Annotated in this window: 22 protein-coding genes and 1 pseudogene; 4 read left to right on the top strand and 19 right to left on the bottom strand. The window is 41.4% G+C overall.

The window, feature by feature from the left end; all coding sequences use genetic code 11:
- From GZ78_RS29485 to GZ78_RS27475, 8 genes are all read right to left on the bottom strand, one after another.
- Positions 1-1,193, bottom strand: a 1,193-nt coding sequence (locus tag GZ78_RS29485; RefSeq protein ID WP_034836914.1) for a hypothetical protein, incomplete at its 3' end; no start/stop codon positions are given.
- A gap of 518 nt (positions 1,194-1,711) precedes the next feature.
- A complete protein-coding gene (locus GZ78_RS13225; protein WP_034831824.1) occupies positions 1,712-3,049 on the bottom strand; it encodes an IS1380 family transposase in 1,338 nt (445 codons plus the stop codon).
- A 96-nt stretch (positions 3,050-3,145) separates the two neighbouring features.
- Entirely contained in the window at positions 3,146-3,829 is a 684-nt protein-coding gene (locus GZ78_RS13220; protein ID WP_081869847.1) for a hypothetical protein, read from the bottom strand.
- Between the two features lie 86 nt (positions 3,830-3,915).
- Positions 3,916-4,263, bottom strand: coding sequence for a hypothetical protein (locus tag GZ78_RS13215; RefSeq protein ID WP_034836910.1), 348 nt, complete (start codon positions 4,261-4,263; stop codon positions 3,916-3,918).
- Positions 4,264-4,430: 167 nt separating this feature from the next.
- Entirely contained in the window at positions 4,431-4,991 is a 561-nt protein-coding gene (locus tag GZ78_RS13210) for a hypothetical protein (RefSeq protein WP_034836907.1), read from the bottom strand.
- Positions 4,992-6,090: 1,099 nt separating this feature from the next.
- Positions 6,091-7,194, bottom strand: a complete 1,104-nt coding sequence (locus tag GZ78_RS13200; protein ID WP_034836901.1) for a hypothetical protein — start codon at positions 7,192-7,194, stop codon at positions 6,091-6,093.
- Positions 7,195-7,323: 129 nt separating this feature from the next.
- Positions 7,324-7,878 (bottom strand): hypothetical protein, encoded by a 555-nt coding sequence (locus tag GZ78_RS27480; RefSeq protein WP_051786160.1) that lies wholly within the window; start codon positions 7,876-7,878, stop codon positions 7,324-7,326.
- Positions 7,875-8,291, bottom strand: a complete 417-nt coding sequence (locus tag GZ78_RS27475; protein ID WP_051786159.1) for an AHH domain-containing protein — start codon at positions 8,289-8,291, stop codon at positions 7,875-7,877. Before GZ78_RS27475 ends, GZ78_RS27480 begins: the two co-directional genes overlap by 4 nt.
- A 131-nt stretch (positions 8,292-8,422) precedes the next feature.
- Between GZ78_RS27475 and GZ78_RS28325 the strand changes: the two are divergent.
- A pseudogene (locus GZ78_RS28325) lies at positions 8,423-9,100 on the top strand (transposase); the annotation flags it as partial.
- 86 nt (positions 9,101-9,186) lie between these two features.
- A protein-coding gene (locus GZ78_RS13175) for an IS3 family transposase (protein WP_236631549.1) occupies positions 9,187-10,754 on the top strand; the annotation gives its coding sequence in 2 pieces (ribosomal slippage) (positions 9,187-9,649 and positions 9,649-10,754; 1,569 coding nt in all).
- Here the strand turns inward: GZ78_RS13175 and GZ78_RS29480 are convergent.
- On the bottom strand, positions 10,738-11,019 hold the full coding sequence (locus GZ78_RS29480) for a hypothetical protein (protein ID WP_034836894.1): 282 nt from the start codon (positions 11,017-11,019) through the stop codon (positions 10,738-10,740). The two genes, GZ78_RS13175 and GZ78_RS29480, sit on opposite strands and share 17 nt — an antisense overlap.
- A gap of 166 nt (positions 11,020-11,185) precedes the next feature.
- On the opposite strand from GZ78_RS29480, the gene GZ78_RS13165 reads away from it, so the two are divergent.
- Positions 11,186-11,554 (top strand): hypothetical protein, encoded by a 369-nt coding sequence (locus GZ78_RS13165; protein ID WP_152558713.1) that lies wholly within the window; start codon positions 11,186-11,188, stop codon positions 11,552-11,554.
- Between the two features lie 708 nt (positions 11,555-12,262).
- Here the strand turns inward: GZ78_RS13165 and GZ78_RS13155 are convergent.
- The 8 genes from GZ78_RS13155 to GZ78_RS13115 all read right to left on the bottom strand — a co-directional run bounded on the left by GZ78_RS13155 (position 12,263) and on the right by GZ78_RS13115 (position 19,126).
- Positions 12,263-12,598 carry a hypothetical protein gene (locus GZ78_RS13155; protein WP_034836874.1) on the bottom strand — a complete coding sequence of 112 codons (336 nt, stop codon included), beginning with the start codon at positions 12,596-12,598 and terminating at the stop codon, positions 12,263-12,265.
- A gap of 179 nt (positions 12,599-12,777) precedes the next feature.
- Positions 12,778-13,233 carry a hypothetical protein gene (locus GZ78_RS13150; protein WP_034836871.1) on the bottom strand — a complete coding sequence of 152 codons (456 nt, stop codon included), beginning with the start codon at positions 13,231-13,233 and terminating at the stop codon, positions 12,778-12,780.
- Between the two features lie 233 nt (positions 13,234-13,466).
- Complete coding sequence (locus tag GZ78_RS13140; RefSeq protein WP_034836865.1) at positions 13,467-14,348, bottom strand: DUF4145 domain-containing protein; 882 nt, start codon at positions 14,346-14,348, stop codon at positions 13,467-13,469.
- 608 nt (positions 14,349-14,956) lie between these two features.
- Positions 14,957-15,526 carry a hypothetical protein gene (locus GZ78_RS13135; protein ID WP_152558712.1) on the bottom strand — a complete coding sequence of 190 codons (570 nt, stop codon included), beginning with the start codon at positions 15,524-15,526 and terminating at the stop codon, positions 14,957-14,959.
- Positions 15,527-15,752: 226 nt separating this feature from the next.
- Positions 15,753-16,409, bottom strand: coding sequence for a hypothetical protein (locus GZ78_RS13130; protein ID WP_152558711.1), 657 nt, complete (start codon positions 16,407-16,409; stop codon positions 15,753-15,755).
- 2 nt (positions 16,410-16,411) lie between these two features.
- Positions 16,412-16,732 carry a hypothetical protein gene (locus GZ78_RS13125; RefSeq protein WP_034836860.1) on the bottom strand — a complete coding sequence of 107 codons (321 nt, stop codon included), beginning with the start codon at positions 16,730-16,732 and terminating at the stop codon, positions 16,412-16,414.
- 148 nt (positions 16,733-16,880) lie between these two features.
- Positions 16,881-17,405 carry a PDDEXK family nuclease gene (locus GZ78_RS27470; protein ID WP_051786157.1) on the bottom strand — a complete coding sequence of 175 codons (525 nt, stop codon included), beginning with the start codon at positions 17,403-17,405 and terminating at the stop codon, positions 16,881-16,883.
- 509 nt (positions 17,406-17,914) lie between these two features.
- Entirely contained in the window at positions 17,915-19,126 is a 1,212-nt protein-coding gene (locus GZ78_RS13115; protein WP_201772710.1) for a hypothetical protein, read from the bottom strand.
- Between the two features lie 254 nt (positions 19,127-19,380).
- Here GZ78_RS13115 and GZ78_RS13110 point away from each other — a divergent pair, with 254 nt between their 5' ends.
- Positions 19,381-20,373 carry an IS30 family transposase gene (locus GZ78_RS13110; protein WP_034832016.1) on the top strand — a complete coding sequence of 331 codons (993 nt, stop codon included), beginning with the start codon at positions 19,381-19,383 and terminating at the stop codon, positions 20,371-20,373.
- Here GZ78_RS13110 and GZ78_RS30680 read toward each other — a convergent pair.
- Together GZ78_RS30680 and GZ78_RS13105 are read right to left on the bottom strand one after the other, a co-directional pair.
- Positions 20,363-20,497 (bottom strand): hypothetical protein, encoded by a 135-nt coding sequence (locus tag GZ78_RS30680; RefSeq protein WP_269078769.1) that lies wholly within the window; start codon positions 20,495-20,497, stop codon positions 20,363-20,365. The genes GZ78_RS13110 and GZ78_RS30680 overlap by 11 nt on opposite strands.
- A gap of 116 nt (positions 20,498-20,613) precedes the next feature.
- Entirely contained in the window at positions 20,614-21,630 is a 1,017-nt protein-coding gene (locus GZ78_RS13105) for a hypothetical protein (protein WP_152558710.1), read from the bottom strand.
- Between the last annotated feature and the right edge of the window lie 613 nt (positions 21,631-22,243).

Raw genomic sequence — 22,243 nt, 5'->3', positions numbered from 1 at the left:
CTAGCCATCGACAGAGGAGTCTGTCCTGCTTCTGTCACAGGGCTGTGCCAGACTTTTTCCCTCAGTTGTTCAGCAACACTGATCTGGTTGCCAGCACGACTGGCCAGATGCAGGCGGGTTACCCCTCGGGCATCGGCAATATTGACATCGGGGACTCGATTGAGTTGTTGATCCGACAACCATTCAAGCTGTTCGTCAATGCCTGCGACGACCTTCCTTGAACTGTTGGCAGGCAGTGCCGCCTGAATAGTGAAGACAGCATAAGCCTGAAAAGCTTTCAGAAATGAGTGATTGTTGATCTCCCAAGGCTTTTCCGGGTCGGAAGGCAAACGTGAGCGAAAGTTGCCACATTGCACTTGTGCATAGTCACCGGATATTGAAACATTACAATCTAACGGAGGCAGCAACGCATTAAACAGAACAGGGGCCAGGTCATCAGACGACGTTCGATCAACGACCTGAAAGTAGCAGGGGTTATTCTGGTCAAAAAGGGTTATTCGGTCAGTTTCGATACTGAGCGCCAAAGCGTGTTGTTCCGTGATGATCAGATAATGACCCGGTATGGGGAGTCGTTGTATATCCTTGAGTAGCTGGGTGATGGTTTTCCTGTCTGCGGCCATAGGCCAAGCCTGGGTCATCGCCAAAAGAGGCGAGGTTGCATGGTTGGAAGTAATCTCAGAGGAACAGCCTTGTTGTCGCTGTTGCTCCCGGTAAAGCCATTGAATCCAGGTGCTGGTTGCCAGCAGTTCGGCGGACTCAGTATCCTGAACTGCAAAGTGTTTTAGCGTGGTAGGATCGTCAAGCAAACCATTTGCAGTTCGATAGGCATTATAATGCTCTTGCGCAAAAAGAAAGGTCTGTTCCAGATCATTGAATGAATGGTTGTTGTATTGCCAGCCCTGGGCTGAATCCCGACTACAGGTGTGCAGCCTCTGACTTAGAAGAAGACGGGTGTCCTCCTGACCGACGACAGCCTGCAACCAGGCGCAGGCCAGCCCCAGACAGATGCCTTCGCTGGCGTTTTCTGATGAAAGCAAGCGGGTGTTCTGTTTGAAACACTCAAGGGGCTGAGGTGTGTTATCGGCAACCTTGCATGAGCTGCCGCTGTCGCTGAGATAGCCGGAGAAAACCAGTTCTATCTCGTTGGCAGATAGGTTTGATAGCACCAGTATTAAAAGAGGCACTAATAACATAAAACAAACAGTGCTTTTACAGGAGCTGTAGAGCTGCATACATAGACTTGATCATGACAGAGAGTGTTAAAGGGAAAAGTAGTAGTTTTCTTTGAAAACACAATTCAGGATACTCAGTGTGTCTGTGTCAAACGGCAATGAGTTGGAATTCTTTCATCCAGCAGCATTGTTTGCGGGCTTTGGGTACAGCTAACGCCTGCTTAAGGGGCGCCGTAGGCGTTATATTTCGTTTATGATAAAGTCATGCTGCTTTACAGTTTTTATGAAGGCATCATATTGATCTTGAAGTTTCTGTGCAGACTTACCCCTGAATCAGTGAGTTCTTAATTAATCTCGAGAAAATCGTGTAATTTAAGCTCCAACCTTACCGCAAATCACTTTATTACTACTTTGATCAGGAAATAACAGAACAATCCAGCAAAGAACCCAGCTGTTTTTGTCATTATTTTGAAATTCAGGCGATGCATCACCTACCAAGACCTGGCATTCATTTCAGAAAGACAGAATAATATTGATGGCTAACAAAGCATTTTTTCTGGATAAAGCCCCATAAACACTTGGAGTGCCGGGCTATATCGGCCAAATCGTAGTATTTTGCGACGGCCTGCCTCCAAAAAGCGGGCAGCCTGATAAATCAACTCCTGCATGACGGTTTTTATTCTTCTCCTTGCTGCCTGATGACGAACAGGTGACTGCGGCCCCAGCAAACAAGATTGCCCCATGTAACGCAGCATATTATAAGTTAATGCGCCCAGACACATTACTAAATCATTAGTATCGAACTTTCCAGAAGGAAGCCTTTCCAGATCCATATCGGTTTTTAATTCACTGTGAAATTGCTCACTGGTGGCGTGATTCTCATACAGCAGAATAACGTCGTTATCGCTGTATTCTTCTTCATTCAATGTTGTCCACCAACCTTCCAGCTCGTAGTCTGGAGTTAGAAACATCTGACCAACGGCATCTGACGTTCGTCTGACCATTTTGATAATCAGTCGCTGATGACCATAGTGAGCTTCATGGTTAATAGTCAAAGTCGCATAGTGCTTACCTGCTCGTAGCTCATGCCACTCTACCTTCGCTGCTTCAAACTTAGGTAGCCAGGCCTTGGAGGTGTACTGTTGGCGAGGATTCAATTTAATTATGTGGTCAACGTTAGCATGTTGAGCAACGGCCATGCGGGTATCTTCAGCATCGTGAGCACTATCGAGCCGAAGCAATATCGGCTGTTGCGTTATACGACGTACTCTCTGTAAAACGGCACCCAGGAATGGGATGAAATCATTTTGCGAGTGTTGCGAACCTGGTCGCAACTCACACCCCATGCACCAGCCTTCTTGCCCAAGGTAAGCCATAATGGGGGAGTAGCCGAAAAAGTGTTTATATGTCCAACTCACTCCTTCTTTCTTGGAGTTGCTATTGTCTTGAGGCGTGACATCCATATCTAATGGTATATGCTGTTGGCGATCAAGTTCTTTTGGAAGTGGTGTAAGCGGAGCATCAAGTTCTATAAGCAACTCAGCAAGACTTTCCTCAATCAGCGGAATAAGCTGGGTAGCATCTTCATTAAAGCGCTGGCGCAATCGACTGGCAGATGGCATCTGTTTTATTCCCATGCATTGCTGGAACCAATCGTCATGGCGAAGGGTGTCAATGGCGTCAAAGTCATTTTTGCCGAGGGCCAGCAAGCCAACATAAGCACGCACTAAATCAATATTGGCGATTCCATGTCGCTTCTTAATCTTACGGAGTGATTTTTTGAGAGATGTTTTTTTATTGAGGGCGTGACCAATAAAGGCAAGGCCAGCAAATGGTGTATAGAATTCCGTATCAGACTGCTCAAAATGGAGTTCCACAAAAATTCACCTATTCAGTGAAAAAACGAGTAGGTCGTATTTTAGCCTACACCCCTTTCGGTGGATGGCTTTAAGGCTTTTTTATTGCTGATGAAGTCACGGATTCAGGTTACCCATAGCTTCAACCTGTTCATAATAGCGTGCTTCACTTTTCTTTCCTTGGCTTTTCCAGTGATAAGGTGGTAGATACATTTGCCCACTTTTATCTTCTTGTGCCCCCAAATGCCCTAAACAGTGTTGATTGAAATCTTTTATGCATAAAATCAATTCATTTTTACTTGCTTCAACTTGTTCGTTATATATAGCAAATGGAGGAGTGATGAACTTTTCACAAGCTTCAAGGTCGTGTGTAAAATCTCGCCGCATACCAGCATATGCAGCTTGTTCTAGCCAATGATGAGTATTTTCATAAGGTAGAAGTGAAAGTAGTTCTTCTATTATTTTCTTGTCGTGAGGGATTTGAGCAACTTGTGCTTCTTTTCGTGTATGAGCCGCTCGCTCACCATCACGATATTCAAAATATTGAAAACTCAGATTGTGTAAAGCTCCAATAGTCATTAGGGCTACGCCAGCATAAGCAGGAATGTCTGGTACATCTATCGGAACATCAATATCAAAGAACTGTAACAATATAACCTTGATTATAATGTGTTCGATTAATGGAGCAGCAACTACCGCAGCTCCAGTAAACAATAATGTTTTAGTCACTTTGTTTGAAAATGGTGTAAGTAACCAGCGCTTTAAAGCCGGTTTTATAAACTCTTTAAAAATATCACTCATGTACAACTCTCTGAGAAATATAACGCCAAATTCAGGGGCTGGCGCCGCAGGCGACAGTCCCCTGGAATTTTTTGTTAGGTTTATCTTTACGATTTACAAGGAAATGCTTCTTGCAAACCAAAAAGCAATAACATTTCTATTGGAAAATCCTTGCCAGACTTCTCATAAAGGGGTATTTGAGAGTCAATTATTTGCATATAGTTATCTGCATTTAAAGCCAACTTCCCCGGAGAACAATAAAATGGTTTTCTTCCCTCAATATTGTTACTCCATAGAAAACCCTGCCCAACCCCATTTATGTGCAGCTTTAGTGAATTAAGATGCTTTTCATTTAAGTTTTTATATGCACTAATAGTCACACTATTTCCTGCTACTGCATTTATCGAGAAAAAAGTGGTTAACAGTACTACAGCTAGAGATAATTTTCTTAACATAGGAAAATCCATTTTCTTTGATTTCACTATTTAAAAAATGAATAAAAGAAGCTTTCATTCACATGGAAAATGATGAACCTTGATTGATAAACCTAACGCCTGCTTCAGCCGCGCCGCCGCAGGCGGCGTCGGGTAGCGAAGCCACGAACTGGAAGCATTTGTTAGGCTTACTCTCGAGTAGTGCCATGATACCTAGAGTTTAAATTCACTGAATATTGAAAAGGGTCATTAATGATGGGTGAGAATGCAAAAACTTTAGTTAACAAATTATCACGGTATATAGCTATATCGCCTAAAAAAACACAATCATTTTTCGTAAGCTTACAAATACTGCATAGCGGTGTTGCATTATTAAACCTAACTGAATCAGTTTTTATTAAACTGGTTGTTCCGCTTGAAAATCCTGGCATTCCTAATACTGTATTATATTCTTCTTTTGGCGTAGATACCGTTTGAAATGCAATTATAAACCCAGCTTTTTCTGGAAAATGATATACATCAAGATAGATTGCCATGCATTGATTATTTGTTAATTTGTTTCGTGCATATAGCATCAATTTATCAACGACATCTATTGATAGCTCGTAACTGTTGGATGTTACCTTTGTCAAGTAAACATCTGAAATATATAAAACCTTGTCATCCTGTATAGTTTCTTGTGCTGCTATTATTTGAACATTCATCAGAATGACAAAGTATAAATATACAGTCTTTTGTGCGAATTTCATGGTACTACCAACAAGGTGCTTTCAAGTTGTAGAAGTATAGTCGTAAGCCTAACGCTTGCAGCAGGGGCGGCGAACACGGTGAGGCGTCCCTTTTGCCTGCACTTGTTAAGTGGCCCTGGCCGCTACGATGGTTGGGCTGGCGAGACTCCATTGATATTTTTGGCACCTGACCTCACCGCCAGCAGATTAATCTATTTTCTGTTTTTTGCTGAGCACTGATTCAGAGTCACTGAGGAGGAAAAAAAGCAAAGCACTTGTAAATGGTTGTCTATTGCTCAGAACTGAAGGACTCCGAACTCTGTGCTGTCGTGGCACAAGGAAAGAAAACCTGAAACCTCTTGCCAGCTCCGCCCAAAATTGAGAAACAGCATACTGCTTGCGCTGGCATTGCAAGAAGGATAATACACCTGATCTTGATCGCCAGATGGTACACACCTTCTTCTTTCTACTTGTACGGCTCTTTCAGATTACTAACCAATCTATGCACCCTGCCACTTAACGCCTGGTTCAGCCGCGCCGCCGACGGCGGCGTCGGGTGGAGGGCGAAGCCCGGAACGAACTGGAACCATTTGTTATGTGGCCGGTTGTTAAAATCTCGAACTATTTTCTGGTTACAAACCTGCAACACCCACCGAACAAAAAACTTCAGATTAATCCAGACTGGCAAGCCGCACCAAACAAGGAAAATCTGTGCTGGCGTTGCACTAAAGAAAAGGCACTAAACTTTCTTGGCAGCTTGCACGTGCTAACCCCAATCGCCATGCACTAAGTTCAATAGCTGCCATTCCAAGCGGAAAACACTCCGAAGTTGCGGCCAGCTTGTTTGATCTTTGCAAAACATTCTGAGCTTTGGGTTGGCGCGCCTCCCTGCCGCTACCGGGCACAAAACCAACTTGGCAGCGGTGGGCATAGAACCATTATTTTCTGCTGCCATTGCACGAAGGAAAAAACGACAAAACTAATTCGCCAGCGTTGTATGAATTTTCGAACCCTTATTCTCGTTCAATCTGAATTTTCAGATGAAACAAATTAATTCGATGCGCCACATAACGCCTGGCTCAGGGGCTGCGCCGAAGGCGGCGTCCCTTGGAGCCATTTGTTAGGCGCTTGAGCACAGCGTTGGTGATAGGGCATGTTTTATACGCAATCTAATAGAACCTATCTTGTCAAAGCTATTGGTTGCTTGCTGTGATTTAATATTATCAATTTCTAATGCTAATAATTCATCATATTTAAACTCTGAAATAACTGAGCTCCTTGGATTGAATACTATATCTTTTGGTCGTCGTGGATGGTTTCCAAGAAACGTTAACTTGAAATGCAAGTTTGCTGATCTAAATACAGGAAGAATTTCACTTGAAAACCCGCTTGCTGAAGAAGAGCTTAAAAAGTTATTATATCCTCCAATAATAAAAAAATCAGTATATTCATTTATTTTAAATTTTGATTCAAGAAATTTAAGCAAACCTTCTATTTCACGTTTATTAGTTAGCTTAGGGGGCAGATGAGCCATGCATGCTTTATCACCAGCTGAGCTACTTATGACTAAACAAATGCATGCTTCAAGACCGGTTGTTGATAAATAAGTACTTTCAGTTAAGTTATCTAGGTATATTGCTTCCCCCACATCGCACCAATAAAGAGTGGAGGTAATTGAGTCATTTTTCCTCAATGTCAAGAATGACGTATCTATATGATTTTTAGAACATTGCTCATTAGTTATACATCTCCCAATATACCCATCATCAACCCATATAGCAGAAAACTTTGTTTTACTTATTTGCTGGATAGTTACAGCTGACTGAGCATCTGTAGTTTTCTCAACTGAAAACAGTACTGTATGTAAAAAATGCCTGAAATCACGGTTTTCAGATTCAAATTCATGCCTGAAAAACTTATCAGTTGGTCTACCAGTTTTACTCATTCTTAATCTAGGTGAAATATCAAAGATAATTTGTTTCTCATCCAACTCTATTATTTCGAATTTATTATTTTTTATAGCCAATAAAAATAAACTTCTTTGTTCAGGTGTTGGTTCAACAATCTTCGAAGATTCTCTTGAGGTTATATTGACTGCCTTTCTAACTGGCTCACTAGCTAGAATATGTTTGTCTACGACTTTTTCTTTTAGGTCTTTTTCGTTTTCTTTACTTGTCGGATCAACAATATATTTAGTGTTATTTTTAGGATCTATTGAGTCCATTAACTTTAATCCCTATTTGTTATGCGCCTAACGCTTGGGTGAACCGCGCGCCGAAGGCGCGTCGGGTGGAGCCCTTCAGGGCGGAACGTATTCCACCCACTTGTTAAATTTCACTTGCACGGTATTGATTTAAACTATGTCTTTAAAAACTAGACCTGTAAATCCATTATCATCATATATGGATTTGAACTCATTAGTAGAATAACTATATGTTAACTTGTTTGTTGGTGATTTGAAGATGAAATGATTCTTTATTTTTGCTTCATCAAACTTGACGTTTTTTTTGCCCATGTGGACACCAGAATCTACAGCATCATAGGCTTCAGATAAATCAATAGCACTTTCTGGAATTACAAAGAGTGTATTAAACATATAATAGGTTTCATTACCAACCAATAAAGGTAAAAATTCACCTGAAGAGCTAAGTCTATCTTTGAGGACTGAGTAAGCTTTAGGGCTTAGCACTAAGTTACCTAGAGCCCATGTAGTGATGTCTGGGATATTATCTTTTAATCCAGAGTAGTTTTCACTCTCATAGAAAGAGGCCTTTGGCGAAACCCAGCTTGCTAATCTCGCTTTAGCGCGAAATCTTTGGCTATACGATGGCATCTTAGTAACAAGATCTTCAACATCCATTGTTAGGGAGTAATAGTTTTCGAAATCATAATCGATTAGGTAACTCATAGCTTTCGGTTCTTCTTTAGCCAGTCGTTATATTCAGCTTCGTCAATTTCATCTTGAAGCTTCATTTCATCGCTTATATTTCCATGCAGAAGCTGTGTCCTGACAGTATTTAGGAAACTGCGAACCTGAAGGTCATCATCCATCATTGTGATAGCATTTTCAATCCATCGGTAATATAGTTGTCTGTGAATTCTGTTATGACCGATGGCATTGGGATAAATTGTAGGGCGTGCATCTGCTTTTGTTTTAGGCATCCAAGCCCCATTATCGGGGTCATCAATCCGAATTGCTATGTCATCTTCAGCAATTATTAAGCGAGCACCAATTGCTTCTTGATGTTCAGCTGAGACTATATGGTGTGCTTCCCATCTTGCTCCAGGTCTTGGAATACCACTTGCCCCCTGTGTCAGCATAGTTGTCGCCTCTTCTGATTTACCTGAATCCGTGACTTCATCAGCAATAAAAAAGCCTTAAAGCCATCCACCGAAAGGGGTGTAGGCTAAAATACGACCTACTCGTTTTTTCACTGAATAGGTGAATTTTTGTGGAACTCCATTTTGAGCAGTCTGATACGGAATTCTATACACCATTTGCTGGCCTTGCCTTTATTGGTCACGCCCTCAATAAAAAAACATCCCTCAAAAAATCACTCCGTAAGATTAAGAAGCGACATGGAATCGCCAATATTGATTTAGTGCGTGCTTATGTTGGCTTGCTGGCCCTCGGCAAAAATGACTTTGACGCCATTGACACCCTTCGCCATGACGATTGGTTCCAGCAATGCATGGGAATAAAACAGATGCCATCTGCCAGTCGATTGCGCCAGCGCTTTAATGAAGATGCTACCCAGCTTATTCCGCTGATTGAGGAAAGTCTTGCTGAGTTGCTTATAGAACTTGATGCTCCGCTTACACCACTTCCAAAAGAACTTGATCGCCAACAGCATATACCATTAGATATGGATGTCACGCCTCAAGACAATAGCAACTCCAAGAAAGAAGGAGTGAGTTGGACATATAAACACTTTTTCGGCTACTCCCCCATTATGGCTTACCTTGGGCAAGAAGGCTGGTGCATGGGGTGTGAGTTGCGACCAGGTTCGCAACACTCGCAAAATGATTTCATCCCATTCCTGGGTGCCGTTTTACAGAGAGTACGTCGTATAACGCAACAGCCGATATTGCTTCGGCTCGATAGTGCTCACGATGCTGAAGATACCCGCATGGCCGTTGCTNCCCCCTGTGTCAGCATAGTTGTCGCCTCTTCTGATTTATCTATTTAAGACAGGGGGCGGTCAGTGAGTAATCAATGGCCCGTTATTCAGAAGAGTTTAAGGCATCCGTCGTTCAAAAAATGATGCCCCCCAATAATGTACCTGTTGCCCAGTTATCACGAGAGACTGGTATCACTGAGGCAACCTTGTACACTTGGCGGAAAAAGACAAGAGCGCAAGGAGTGCCTGTGTCTGGTGATGGTCTGAATCCTGAACAATGGCGTTCAGAAGATAAGTTTGCTGTCGTGCTTGAAACTGCAGCTCTGAATGAAACAGAACTGTCCGAATATTGTCGGAAAAAAGGCTTGTTTCCTGAGCAAATAGCACAATGGAAAACCGCCTGTTTGACAGCCAATGCTGAAGCTGCCGAACAGCGTAAACTGCTTGCTGAAGAACGCAAACAAGACAAGAAAATCATCAAGAACCTTGAACGTGAACTCAATCGCAAGGACAAGGCTCTGGCTGAAACCGCTGCCTTGCTGGTACTGGCAAAAAAGACCCGCGCGATCTGGGGGGAGCGCGAGGACGATTGATCAGCCTCCAAGATCGCAAAAATGCTGTAAACCTGATTGAACAAACAATGGAACAAGGAGCCAGACAGCTTGCTGCCTGTCAGGTTCTGGGACTGTCTGTACGCACCTTTCAGCGATGGAAACAGGAGGATAATGTGAAAGTGGATGGCAGAAAAACAGCGAACCGACCTGCTCCGGCTAACAAACTTACCGAGTCTGAATGTCAGGCCATTCTGGCGGCGTGTAACGAGCCTCGTTTTCAAAGTCTGCCACCCAGTCAGATCGTGCCAACCTTGTTGGATGAGGGCCGCTACATTGCCTCTGTATCTTCGTATTACCGAGTTCTCAAGGCGAAAGGCCAGCAACACCGCCGTGGTCGGGTTAATGCCTCTGGAGGGCGCAAACCTACCTCGTATGTAGCTAAAGGGCCGAATCAAGTGTGGTCCTGGGATATCACTTACGTTCGCTCAAATATCAAAGGGCAGTTCTATTACCTGTACATGGTCGAAGATATTTTCAGCAGAATGATCGTTGCATGGGAAATCCATGAAACAGAGTCTGCAGATCATGCTGCAGAGATGATAAGCAAAGCCTGCCTGAAACATGACATTGGCCAACTGGATAACCTGCTTGTCCTGCACTCAGACAATGGCAGTCCGATGAAGGGTGCAACCATGCTGTCCACCCTGCAACGATTGGGCATTGTGCCGTCATTCAGCAGGCCAAGAGTCAGCAATGACAACCCGTTCTCAGAGTCTACGTTCCGAACCATGAAATACCGTCCTGATTACCCAACAAAACCCTTTGGCTGCCTGACGGAAGCACGAGAGTGGTCGTCAGGTTTTGTGACCTGGTACAACGAGGAGCACAAGCATAGCAGCCTGAAGTTCGTCACACCTTCACAAAGGCACTATGGTGAGGCTAAAAAGTGTCTGAGCCAGCGAGAGAAGCTGATGGAGCAGGCTAAAGCCAGAAACCCTGAAAGATGGGGTAGCCGATCAACACGGGACTGGTCACTTCAGGATGAGGTCTGGTTAAACCCTGAACGATCAGAAGCTTGTATTAAGCCACTTGTTAAAGAAGCGGCGTAAGGTGGAGGCGACAACTTTGTTGACAAACACCGCTTGCGCGGAGGTATTTACCCAAGGTTGCAGATGAATGTTTTTCTGTGAGTCTTTGGTGCAAAGTCATTTCTGCACCTTCACGCCTGAAAGAAGCCAATTTATTTGCAAGCCGAGTTTTATTCATCCTTGCAAATCGACATTCAACTCTTTTGAAAGTTTCATGATCCTTATCAGAGTGACTTTCAGATTTTGCCTTTTCAAGAACGTTCTGATTTTTAATAGGTTGACCCATAGAATTCCTTGCTTTTATTATTTTGAATAGACTCGATTGTTTGTGTGAAATTTAACGCCAATTTCAGGGGCTGCGCCGCAGGCGCAGTCCCCTGGAAATTTTTGTTAGGCGGCACTTTTTTTTGCACTAAGCTCAGCTCTTAAAGTTCTTTGTAGGAGTTATGATAATGCTTAAAATACCTTTGCTTATAACTTTTATGTTGTGTGCTTCATATACGTATGGCTGGAATTTTGTAATTAACGAGTATTCTGATGCAGGTAGTATTTTAGTGAAAGAGCAAACGGTATATGGTGACCTTAACCAGCCTGTCGAACCTGGCACATTGGAAATTTTTGGAGCAGCAGGACCATTGCTATCACAAGTTATTTATGGAGCAATTAAGCATTTGGGTAGACCCTTACAAGATGGGTGTATAGAGTTGTTGTCAAAAAATCCTCAGCTTGGAAGCGCCATACTTTTTACTGCTAAGAATTCGATAAGTGCTGTTTTTTCGAAACGTTCTCTTATGCACCGATATGAAATACTGATACATTAAATTGTTACCTTATTGCAGTTTGAAGTTGTAACTGATCAGAGTTTGTGGGCAACTTTTGCGACCAATTGGCTGTAGCCCAGTAAAATTAAGGCTGCTATTTTCACAGTTGGTACTTTTTCCTACAAATAATGATCAGTTACAAAAGTTTCTTGTTGTAATACAGACGATGAATTCTATGCTGACGCCTAACGCCCAAATCAGCAGCTGCCGAAGGCGGTCTGCTGGATTTTTTTGTTATGTTGGCAGCCCCGACGCACGGGCAATGGTGATAGATGCAGCGGACTTTCCAACGCTTGTGGTTGAGTTTTTGCCCAGTACACGATTTATGCCTGATTGCACATTAATCTTTGTGGGCGACGACCTTGCATAGAGCTTTTTCCACTGCGAGCCAACGATGCCATTCCCGGCAATAAACATCAATTTAAAAACTGCCGGCTCTGAACCAATAAATAGCTCCGAGCTGAGAAACAACAGACTTGCAAGAGTTGAGAGCTGCTGGATTTCAATGGTTGCACCCTGAAACAGATATTTTCTCAGAAATGGCCAACCACACTGGGTCAAATAACGGCCAGAAGGAAAATCTGACCAATCAACAAAGAAAAATTTCTAATGTGTTGCTGCGACATAACGCCGCATTCAGGTGCGCCGTAGGCATCACCCTGGAATGCTTTGTTAGGTGCTTTGCATATAGTTTGAAAATGGAGAAACTTATGACTTCCCGCCACGGATCAGGCTCAAAGCGGCCTTTAACTTATCACGACCTGAAGAATCTTGGTCTGATTTCGTCAAGCTCAGATAAGATGAGTCTGGACTGTCTTCAAGTGCCAATAGAAGCCGATCAGATAGTAATTGGAAAGCCTCTGTTGATTCGATTTTGCTTTCATCTTTCAACTTGCTCAGAAGGGAATGTATCGCTGAAGCTGATTGAGTATGATCTTTCGCAAGTTGATGACAAATAATGGTTAACATATCAACAATAGCCGCATGTGACTCAGCAAGTTCAATTAGCATTTTGCTGTTTTCGTCAAGGTTGTTATTGTCCACTTTACTTCCTCTTTTGGTTACAGCAATTCAGCCATAAAAATGATGTGGTAGGTATGGTGAAAATACGTAGAAAGATGATATAGCTGGTTTGGCACCTAACGCTAAATTCAGGGGCTGGCGCCGCAGGCGACAGTCCCCTGGAATTTTTTGTTATGCGGCCTGTACCGTAGTATCTGCTTTTATTGGCAAAGCTTTTCCAAAACCTTGATATTGTCAATTTTCTCACAATCACATTTCGGTTCGCCGTCCATGTGTATATGGTAACATTTTTCTGAAACTGGAGTTAAATCAAACAACCCAAGGTATGTCATTCCACATAATATGTTTTTCTTATCGTGCTTTATATGAAGGCTGGCCCCAATTTTGAACTTTGTCGTATGGAATCCTAAATACTTTTTAGAAATCTCTGACGCTTTTAAAATAACCTCATAATCCGCATGCGAGCTTGTTAAAACCCTGTAATCACATTTAGTATCAAAATAATTTTGATCTTCTAAGGAAACCCCAACCCAATTAGATTCGATATATGGTAAGTCTATATCATCATCAGCTATAACAGCTGCATTTACAGTTAATACATTGAACATAAAAATTAATAACACAAGAAATGAAGTTACAAATTCTTTCAACTTCATAGCACCACCTAATTAAGCCTAATTTGACATTTTTCACTCTGCATAGACGCATAGTTTATCCTTCTGATATTTGTAAATTTCATAAGGAAAGCAGCTATCTACGTTATAGATCTGTATTTTAGTAGCTAAAGGTAGATATAGTTGCCGCATAACGCCTGGTTCAGCCGCGCCGCCGACGGCGGCGTCGGATGGAGGGGCGAAGCCCCGGAACGAACTGGAACCATTTGTTAGGCTCATGCCACGATATAGTGTTGAAGCTCTTCTTTTGAGTTCAAAAATTTATCTTTCTTGCCGTGTTTAAGTTTTTTGAATTCACCTTTTCCAATTTTTTCGTTTAAAGCTTTTTCAACTTTCTGAATCGAACCTGAAATAAGACGAATATCTTTGCCTAAGAATTTTTGGAGAGGTAATTCATCGTCTTTATCGTATTCGTCAATTTTTTTAATGAGTAATTCTTCTATTTTTTCATATTCCTCTATAACCTCTTCAAGTTTTCCTTTCGATGTTTTGTCCAGTATATATACTGTTGTAAGAAGGTGTTCAATTATGACTAACGCTGCCTCTAATGATACTAACGACGGAGTTTTTATGTCATGTGCGGCATCGTTACCAAGGAACCTTATAGAATGGAGACGATTAGAATCCTTCTTTGAAATTAAGCCTTTTGATGAGAGGTTATTAATCTTTGTGCTTAATTCTTTACCTTTAATATCTTGGTCATTACATACAGCTTCAATTATTGCTCTAAATCCAATGCCAGCTAATGTATATGATTTATCACTATAAGCACTACAGCTCTCCTGATATATTTTGCTCACAATATCAGGGAGGTGGTAGGTTTCTAAATTCCCCTTTGGTGGTAATGGATAGGTATCAACAACCGAAGGAACTTCCCATTCGTTATCATGTGTTGGATATGCAGCTTCATAGTCATGAAGCTCTCTTCTGAAAGAGGCAGTTTCACATCCTCTGCATTTCACAACAGAATAATCTGTTTGACAATGATAATGCTCGGGATCACTGCTTTCAGAGTAATAACCTTCTACATCATGCCATGTATCAAGTTGGCAAGATGTACAGAAATTTTTGATTTTTTGCTTACTTGGTTTATTCATATTTACTTCGTTGTTGAATAAAGAGCCTAACGCCTGCTTAAGCCGCGCCGCCGCAGGCGGCGTCGGGGGAGCGAAGCGACCGAACTTGAAGCATTTGTTATGCGCCTGCTGTTTACTCTGTTTTTAATTGTTGGGCACGAACTCCAGGACTGCACAAAACCTGCCTTTTTTTGCTCCGAACCACCAACTGCACCGAGCCAAAATATCCGAACTGGCGTTGCACTGAGCAATTACCCAAGCTGATTGCCAGCTTTGCACTGAACAATGCTCGCAAAACGCACAAAACTGCTTGAGGAGGGGTGGCGCGTACTAAAAAAAATGACCATCAACCCTGAAAACTCGAAATTTGACGTTTATGAGAAACCATTTACAGCTTCAGCGCCCCATCACTCACACCAGACCTCGCCGACAGCCAAGTTCAAAACTCTGTGCTGGCATTGCACGATGCTGAGATAGAAATTTAGCACCGAACCATCACGCCAGCTTGGTTTAAACTTTCAAACCCAAGACATCATTCACTCTGAATCCTGAGGTAAACGACAAAATTTCTTACGGCGCATAACGCTTGGTTCAGGTGCGCCGCCTGCGGCGTCACCTGGTACCACTTGTTATGCTGCGCTTACTTGGCTTGATACAAGTTCACAGTCATATAAGATTGCGTCTTTGGTCTCACTTACATTTTTTGCAGCATGTTCAATAAAGTCCAGGTCTGACTTATTACGCATTAACCCAAGAAGATGTCCAACTTTCAAATTGTACATTCTTATTTTTCTTGAAATGTGAAAAAGATTCTCTGTTGTTAACGCATCAAATAAGCCTGATTTACCCGCTTCCTCATGTGCTAGTGGAGATAAGAATGTTACTATCACCTCGATTTTTTTATTTTCAGGTAGATTCAACGTCATACCTTCACTATCCGACAAAATTGATTTTATATCATTAGATTCAGCAATAGTTATTAATTTTAATCTTTGCAATTCAGATTTATCATTTGACTTTCTTTGCTTTTCAAATAAGAAAATACCAACAATTATAGAAAGTAATGTCGATGAAAAAGTTGTTACGATACCATCAGTTAAATTTATCAATGCACTTGGGACAATGCAGCGGAAAAATACTATATACAAATAAAGTGCAACACATAAAACGATAAACGTTATTAGCTTCAATCTTTTCACAAGCAACTCGGGATAAATATATTTAAACTATGCAAACCCATGTATTCTTATAGATCTACTTTCAAGATGTCAATACTGGCAAGGAAAGCTGATTGCTGGCAGCTTGGTTTAGCAGCATAACGCTTGCATGAGCCGCGCGCCGAAGGCGCGTCGGGTGGAGCCCTGAAAGGGCGGAACGAACTCGATGCACTTGTTATGCCTGTGCAGAGCCCCCGCTGATTGAATTTTAGAAACTAAGCTTGGCAACATGCATATTGGTTCTAATTTTGGCAGCTCTTGTTCCTAAGTTATTACCAGACTTAAATATTAATTTTCTAGAGTCAGTTGTGACAGAGTTTGCACCACCTGATTTTAGCGCTTGATGTAGGTCATTTTCCGGTATTTTATTATTTATACTCGCACTGTAAACATGGATATTAACATCTGACTGTAATCCAAAATGTGAGCAAGCTTTATTGATTGCCTCTGCTGTCGATTTATAAAGTTCTTTATTTAATTGAACTAAAAGATCTAACTCATACCTGGACTCATCTTCAATATTTAAATTCTTTATATAAATATTACCTAAAATATCATGAGGCTTAACACGATAGAATTCGACAGCAATTTTAACAGCTTCAATAATATGCTGAGGATTGGTGCCATTGACACCAAATACCCAAATTTCATTGTCAATTAAAGCTGCTTCTTTTATTGAAGTCTTTAGGCGAGGATAAAATGGAGATATATTAACTGCATACTTTGCTTTCCACATGGATAGTTTATCATATGCAGTTCTTAAAACGTATTTGCGTTCTTCTTGACCATTTAAAATTAGAGTTGCATCAGTTTTATATTTATTTTTCTGACTTCCTTCAGCTAAAGTCATTGCTCCCTTAGACAAAATCAGTCCTCCATTGACAGCTCTGAGATAAAGCAACCAAATTCAATATTCCCTGTTGTTTTTGCTCTTTCAAAAGATTCAACAGTTTCATAGTCTTCATCTTTATCGCTATTCCAGGCATTATTCTCGTATAGCACTACGGATGAAACATCTTCGACAAGAATAAAATCTTCTTCAAGCGCAGACGTTAATCTAAAAACTGCCTGATCCTTTGAGTCATCAGGAACAATTGAACGACCATAGTAGTATTTACTGCCATCCTGAGGCAAAGAACTATTTGGAAGGACTTTTACTTTTGTGTCTATTACCCAATATTTAAACATACTCTACTCCATGACTTTTCGTTTGAATCATATCATTGTTTTGAATAGTGTAAAGAACTTGATGAGGGCATAACGCCTGCTTCAGCCGCGCCGCCGACGGCGGCGTCGGGTGGAGGGGCGAAGCCCCGGAACGAACTGGAAGCATTTGTTATGTGCGAACTAAATATTGTAATGAACTTGGAAGAACCAGATTTACATTACCAAGTTCAGATATTTTGTCTTGAAGAGATTTAATTATCTCATTTTTAAACTCATGAAACTTATTTAAATCCTCTTTGAACTGATCGATTCCCAGCTCACAGAAATCAGCTGGTAGAATTGCTTTTTTATCAATAAATCCATGAGGATAAACCTGCTCAAATTGAAGATTATGATTTTTACCAAATATGTAACCTAACAGCTCATCATTCATTTGAATGAAATATGGAATTCTAACAACTTGATAACCAAGTCTGATATAATCGTTATCCTTTTCTTTATCATCGATAATGCGTTTAGCTTTGCAATAATGAGAATCACCATCAAATTCGACAATAAGTTTTTTACTTACAAAACGATAATCAGGTCTTCTCCTTTTGTTTTTTGAGTTAGGTACCGATTTATCATGAATTATTTCTTCTTCCGGTAGGAGTTTAGAAAAAATCTCTCCTAACCTTTTTTCTGTTAAATACAAGCAATTTACTCCTAGCACATAACGCCCAAATCAGCCGCCGCCGAAGGCGGTCTGCTGGATTTTTTTGTTATGTTGGCAGCCCCGCAGCACGGGCAATGGTGATTGATGTAGCGAACTTGCCCATGCTTGTAGCTTGGAATATGCACTGAGCAAGCCCCGAGCCTGTTTTATAAATGTACTTGCGGGCGACGACCCAACATAGAGTTTTATTTGCAAGATACTGATGCTACCGAACCGAGCAAACTGTTGCAGCTTTTCAACTGATGGCTCTTAACCAGAAAACAACACTGAGCTGAGGAGCAACAAACTTGCAAGAGTTGAGAACTACTGGATTTCAATGGTTGCAGCATACAACAAATATTTTCTCTGAATTTGCCAACAACACCAGGCCAGAAAAACCCTCAGAAAAAAACTGACCAATCAACAGAGAAAAGCTTGAATGTGTTGCTGCGACATAACGCTTGCATCAAGCGCCGCCGAAGGCGGTCGCTTGGATGCACTTGTTAAATTCACATTGCGTTTGACCCAGAAGGTTTATTTGTTGCTCTGGCATCAATGAGCACTAGTTCCTTACCTTCTTTAAGCTCCAAATCTTTCATTGTTTTAATAAGTTTTGTTAGCTCTGAGTCTGTAAAGTAAAGGATTACTTTTATTGCTTTTTTGGTTTGATTTGCGGCTTTATATACTTCCACTTGCTTTGCTAGATTCTGTTTTAGCTTACTATTGCCAGCGAGTTTAAATTCAACAAGTGTACTGTCTTTAGAACCTCGAGAAATTTTATAATCTACAGGTCCACGACCATTGTTTACTTCCGCATTTACGTCATCTTCTGCCGCATACCAAGTTAATCTGAAGATAAGTTGTAAGTCTGACTCTCGCTTAACAGGTTGTCCTTTTATATAGAACAAGCGATAACCATCATTGCTCTCAATAACTTGTTTTAAAAATTGAACTCTATTATACGCCTCTTCAAAAGTATCTCCCTTTTGGGAGTAAAACTCTCTTTGTGCGCGAAGCATTTCCACTAAATTGGTGACTTGGCGAATAAAAACAGCTTCCGTTTCTTTTACTTTTTCTTCACTTATTGCCACAGCCTCATTGCCATGATCTTCTTTGTACTTAATATAATGATCAATTAGTTCAGGGAATTTTAGTAGCGTACGTGAGATTGCATGATTCATTTCACGTTTGTTCGCATTGTCAGGAATCTGTCTTAGGAAATAATCATTAATTTGAGCACGAAGTTCGATGTTTGGTATTGACCCAGCAATTTCGTCAAAATCACCAATAATATCGTGTTTGTTTATCCATGCTTCATCTTTTGTCAGAATATCTTTTGGAGTTAAGAGAACAAAATCCCCGTCAATGAAGGGGAGTTTGTATTTTTTGGACATCCAAGTTCTAGTCTCGTAATTGAACTGAGCATGTTTGACATGAACAGTTCTACATCTATTTTCATCAACGTGCTCTTTGGAAAACCTTTCCGTATATTCGCATATAAATCCTTTGATAAGGTTTGTAGTGAAGTCGCTGATCGAGTCTTTCCCAACGCCATCTTTTATCAGGCAAAGTTTTTCTAGATGGCTACTTTGGGTTATTTTCTCTGCTCCGAAGTCATTAAAAATTGTACTTAAGTTGTCGTTCAAGGCAGCCGCGAACTTGGAGCCTAATCCAGAGCCACCATTTCCTACTTTACTGTAACCAAGCCAGTTTTGCTTCACTTCTGGGAAAAGAAACCAGTGTTTTACAAGCCCTTTCGAGATTTCTCCTTCGTCAGATACTTCTCTTAAGAAGGTGATATAGTCAATAATTTCTCGATGTAGCTTCTTGTATTCTTCTCTGTCGCTATTAAATAACCTGAATTCGTATCATAAGTGCATAACCTCTGTAATCAACTGATCGCTACACACCTTTGAAATGAATCAAGACTCAGGGGTACTCTGTTAGCGACGAAACCAAGCAGAGGAAGCCAAGGATGGCCTATACACACCTGAGCCTTGAAGAAAGACATTATATCGAACTTCAACTGAAAGAAGGAGTCTCTCAAAATAAGATTGCCAAGGCACTGGGGCGATCCCAGAGTAGCTTGTCCCGCGAGCTGGGCCGCAATACAGGACAAAGAGGCTACCGTCACAAGCAAGCGCACGGCAAGGCTGAAGAACGGCATAAGGAAAAGACCAAGTCGATAAAGCTTACTGATGACATTAAACAACGGATTGAGCGTGATATCAGAGAAGACTGGAGCCCTGAGCAAGTTGTCGGAAGGCTCGAGCAGGAAGGTGTCATAAAGCTTCATCATGAGACCGTTTACCAGTTCATACTGGAAGACAAAAAAACCGGTGGAACGCTTTATAAGCACTTGCGCCACCAAGGTAAAACGTACCGAAAACGATATGGTTCAGCCCATAATCGAACAGGCATTCCTAACCGTGTTGGCATAGAACACCGTCCGGAGATTGCTAATGACCGGAAACGGGTTGGAGACTGGGAAGCCGATACAATAATTGGCAAAAACCATAAAGGAGCCGTTGTCACAATGGATGAGCGCAAGACCAAGCTTCGCCTTGCAGTACCACTGCCAGGAAAGAAGGCGAAAGCAGTTAAACAGGCGATGGTTAGCTCTCTCAAGCCTTTAAAGAAGTTTGTCAAAACCATAACTTACGACAATGGAAGAGAATTTGTTGAGCATGAAGAGGTAGCAAAAGCTTTGAGCTGTGACAGCTATTTCGCTGTACCCTATCACTCATGGGAGAGAGGCCAGAATGAAAACGCTAATGGTCTGCTAAGGCAGTATTTTCCCAAGTCGATGGAGCTTGATAATGTCACAGACAAAGAAGTCATCATTGCGGTCGATAAGCTGAATGGTAGACCTAGAAAATGCCTAGGTTACAAAACCCCTTATGAGGCATTTAAAGAGTTAACAGGAATAGATGCAAGAAAAGTCATGGGTTATGCACTTATGACTTGAATTCAGGTAATAAAAATGGATCAATAAATACGGGAAGATCGTTGATCAAGGAGACATTAAAGGCTCCATATTTTTCAAGATCTTCTTTTTCTACATCGAAGTAATCGGAAAAATAGATGTTCATGAGATCTCCCTTGTGAATTTAACGCCTGCTTCAGCCGCGCCGCCGCAGGCGGCGTCGGGTGGAGGGGCGAAGCCCCGGAACGAACTGGAAGCATTTGTTATGTGGCGTAGTTCAGTTCACTGTTGCGAAGCTTCAAGTTTTCGCAATGCAGAGTGCTCTACGCTTCGCCAACTTTCGCTCATTTCCAAATGAGTAGTATGTGATCGTAGTTTGCTCGCTTCAGACCATTGTTTTGCAGCATTGACGGGATCTCCCAGTAAACGCTGTATATGAGCTAAAGAGGATAAATTACTCGCAGTTTTATTTTTTGACACTGAGAGTTCAGCATACATTAAAGCTAAATCTAGGGAAGCTTGATAGCAATTCTGACTATTGATTTCTTTGCAAGCGATTAGGAAAAAGTGATTTCCTAGATGAAGAGCTGGTAATTCACTTTCTCTATATTGTTCATATAACTCAAATAATATGGCTCTTTCTTCTTGGCTTTTACCATCAAATTTCGACAGTATGCATGTCAATGCTAACTCTATTGATAAGTCTCCACTACAATCATCTATACAAGCTCTTTTATGGTCTCTATTATATCTGCGACGGAGAATTCTAACATTCTCTTCTGCCTGTTGTAATGATTCTATATCTCCAAGAGCCTCAAGTGCTCTTGAAATGGCTAATTCAATATTAATGTCGTTACAAATTCTCTCGGGGTAATGACAATTATGTTCTTGATTTTCAATAAATCTTAGTTTTTCTAAAACTTTAAGAGCTTCAGAGATTTTTCCTTTATTTTTACTTTGAGTAAGACATTTTGCATATGCTAATTCAACTCTTTTATAATCTTCCATCGCGTAAGTAAAGCAGCCTTCTTTATGCATATTGACATTGTTTTGATACCGTTGCTCTCTTAATATCAACTCTGCATCATCATATTCGCCCATATGTAATTTGGCACGTGCTATTTGCAGCTGAGAGGAAACCGTTCGCTGCATATTATTTGGAAGCTTTTTATAGCTATCAATTGCTTTTACATATTTTTTTTCTCTAACGTCTTTACGTGCAGCCTTCCTACGCCTTTCAGGAATAACATATGGCTGAAACCTTGCCGGGCGGCTTCCTGATAATGATGTTGGGTACATCCTTTTTTCCTCTAGGGTTCAAATTTAGGATATGTATTTTGACCACAAAGAAAATCTTTAGTTTCTACAAAGCTGCAAGTAAGCCTAACATCAGGGTTAGAAAAATGGTTGGAATTATGTTTAGCCACATAACGCTTGCAGCAGGGGCGGCGAACACAGTGAGGCGTCCCTTTTGCCTGCACTTGTTAAGTGGCCCTGGCCGCTACGATGGTTGGGCTGGCGAGACTCCATTGATATTTTTGGCACCTGACCTCACCGCCAGCAGATTAATCTATTTTCTGTTTTTTGCTGAGCACTGATTCAGAGTCACTGAGGAGAAAAAAAAGCAAAGCACTTGTAAATGGTTGTCTATTGCTCAGAACTGAAGGACTCCGAACTCTGTGCTGTCGTGGCACAAGGAAAGAAAACCTGAAACCTCTTGCCAGCTCCGCCCAAAATTGAGAAACAGCATACTGCTTGCGCTGGCATTGCAAGAAGGATAATACACCTGATCTTGATCGCCAGATGGTACACACCTTCTTCTTTCTACTTGTACGGCACTTTCATATTACTAACCAATCTATGCACCCTGTCACTTAACGCCTGGTTCAAGGGCGCTGCCGCAGGCAGCGTC

The organism is Endozoicomonas numazuensis (assembly GCF_000722635.1).
Taxonomy (GTDB): Bacteria; Pseudomonadota; Gammaproteobacteria; order Pseudomonadales; family Endozoicomonadaceae; genus Endozoicomonas_A; species Endozoicomonas_A numazuensis.
The sequence above is the reverse complement of the archived record's forward strand: the minus strand, read 5'-3'. Positions and strand labels throughout refer to the sequence as shown.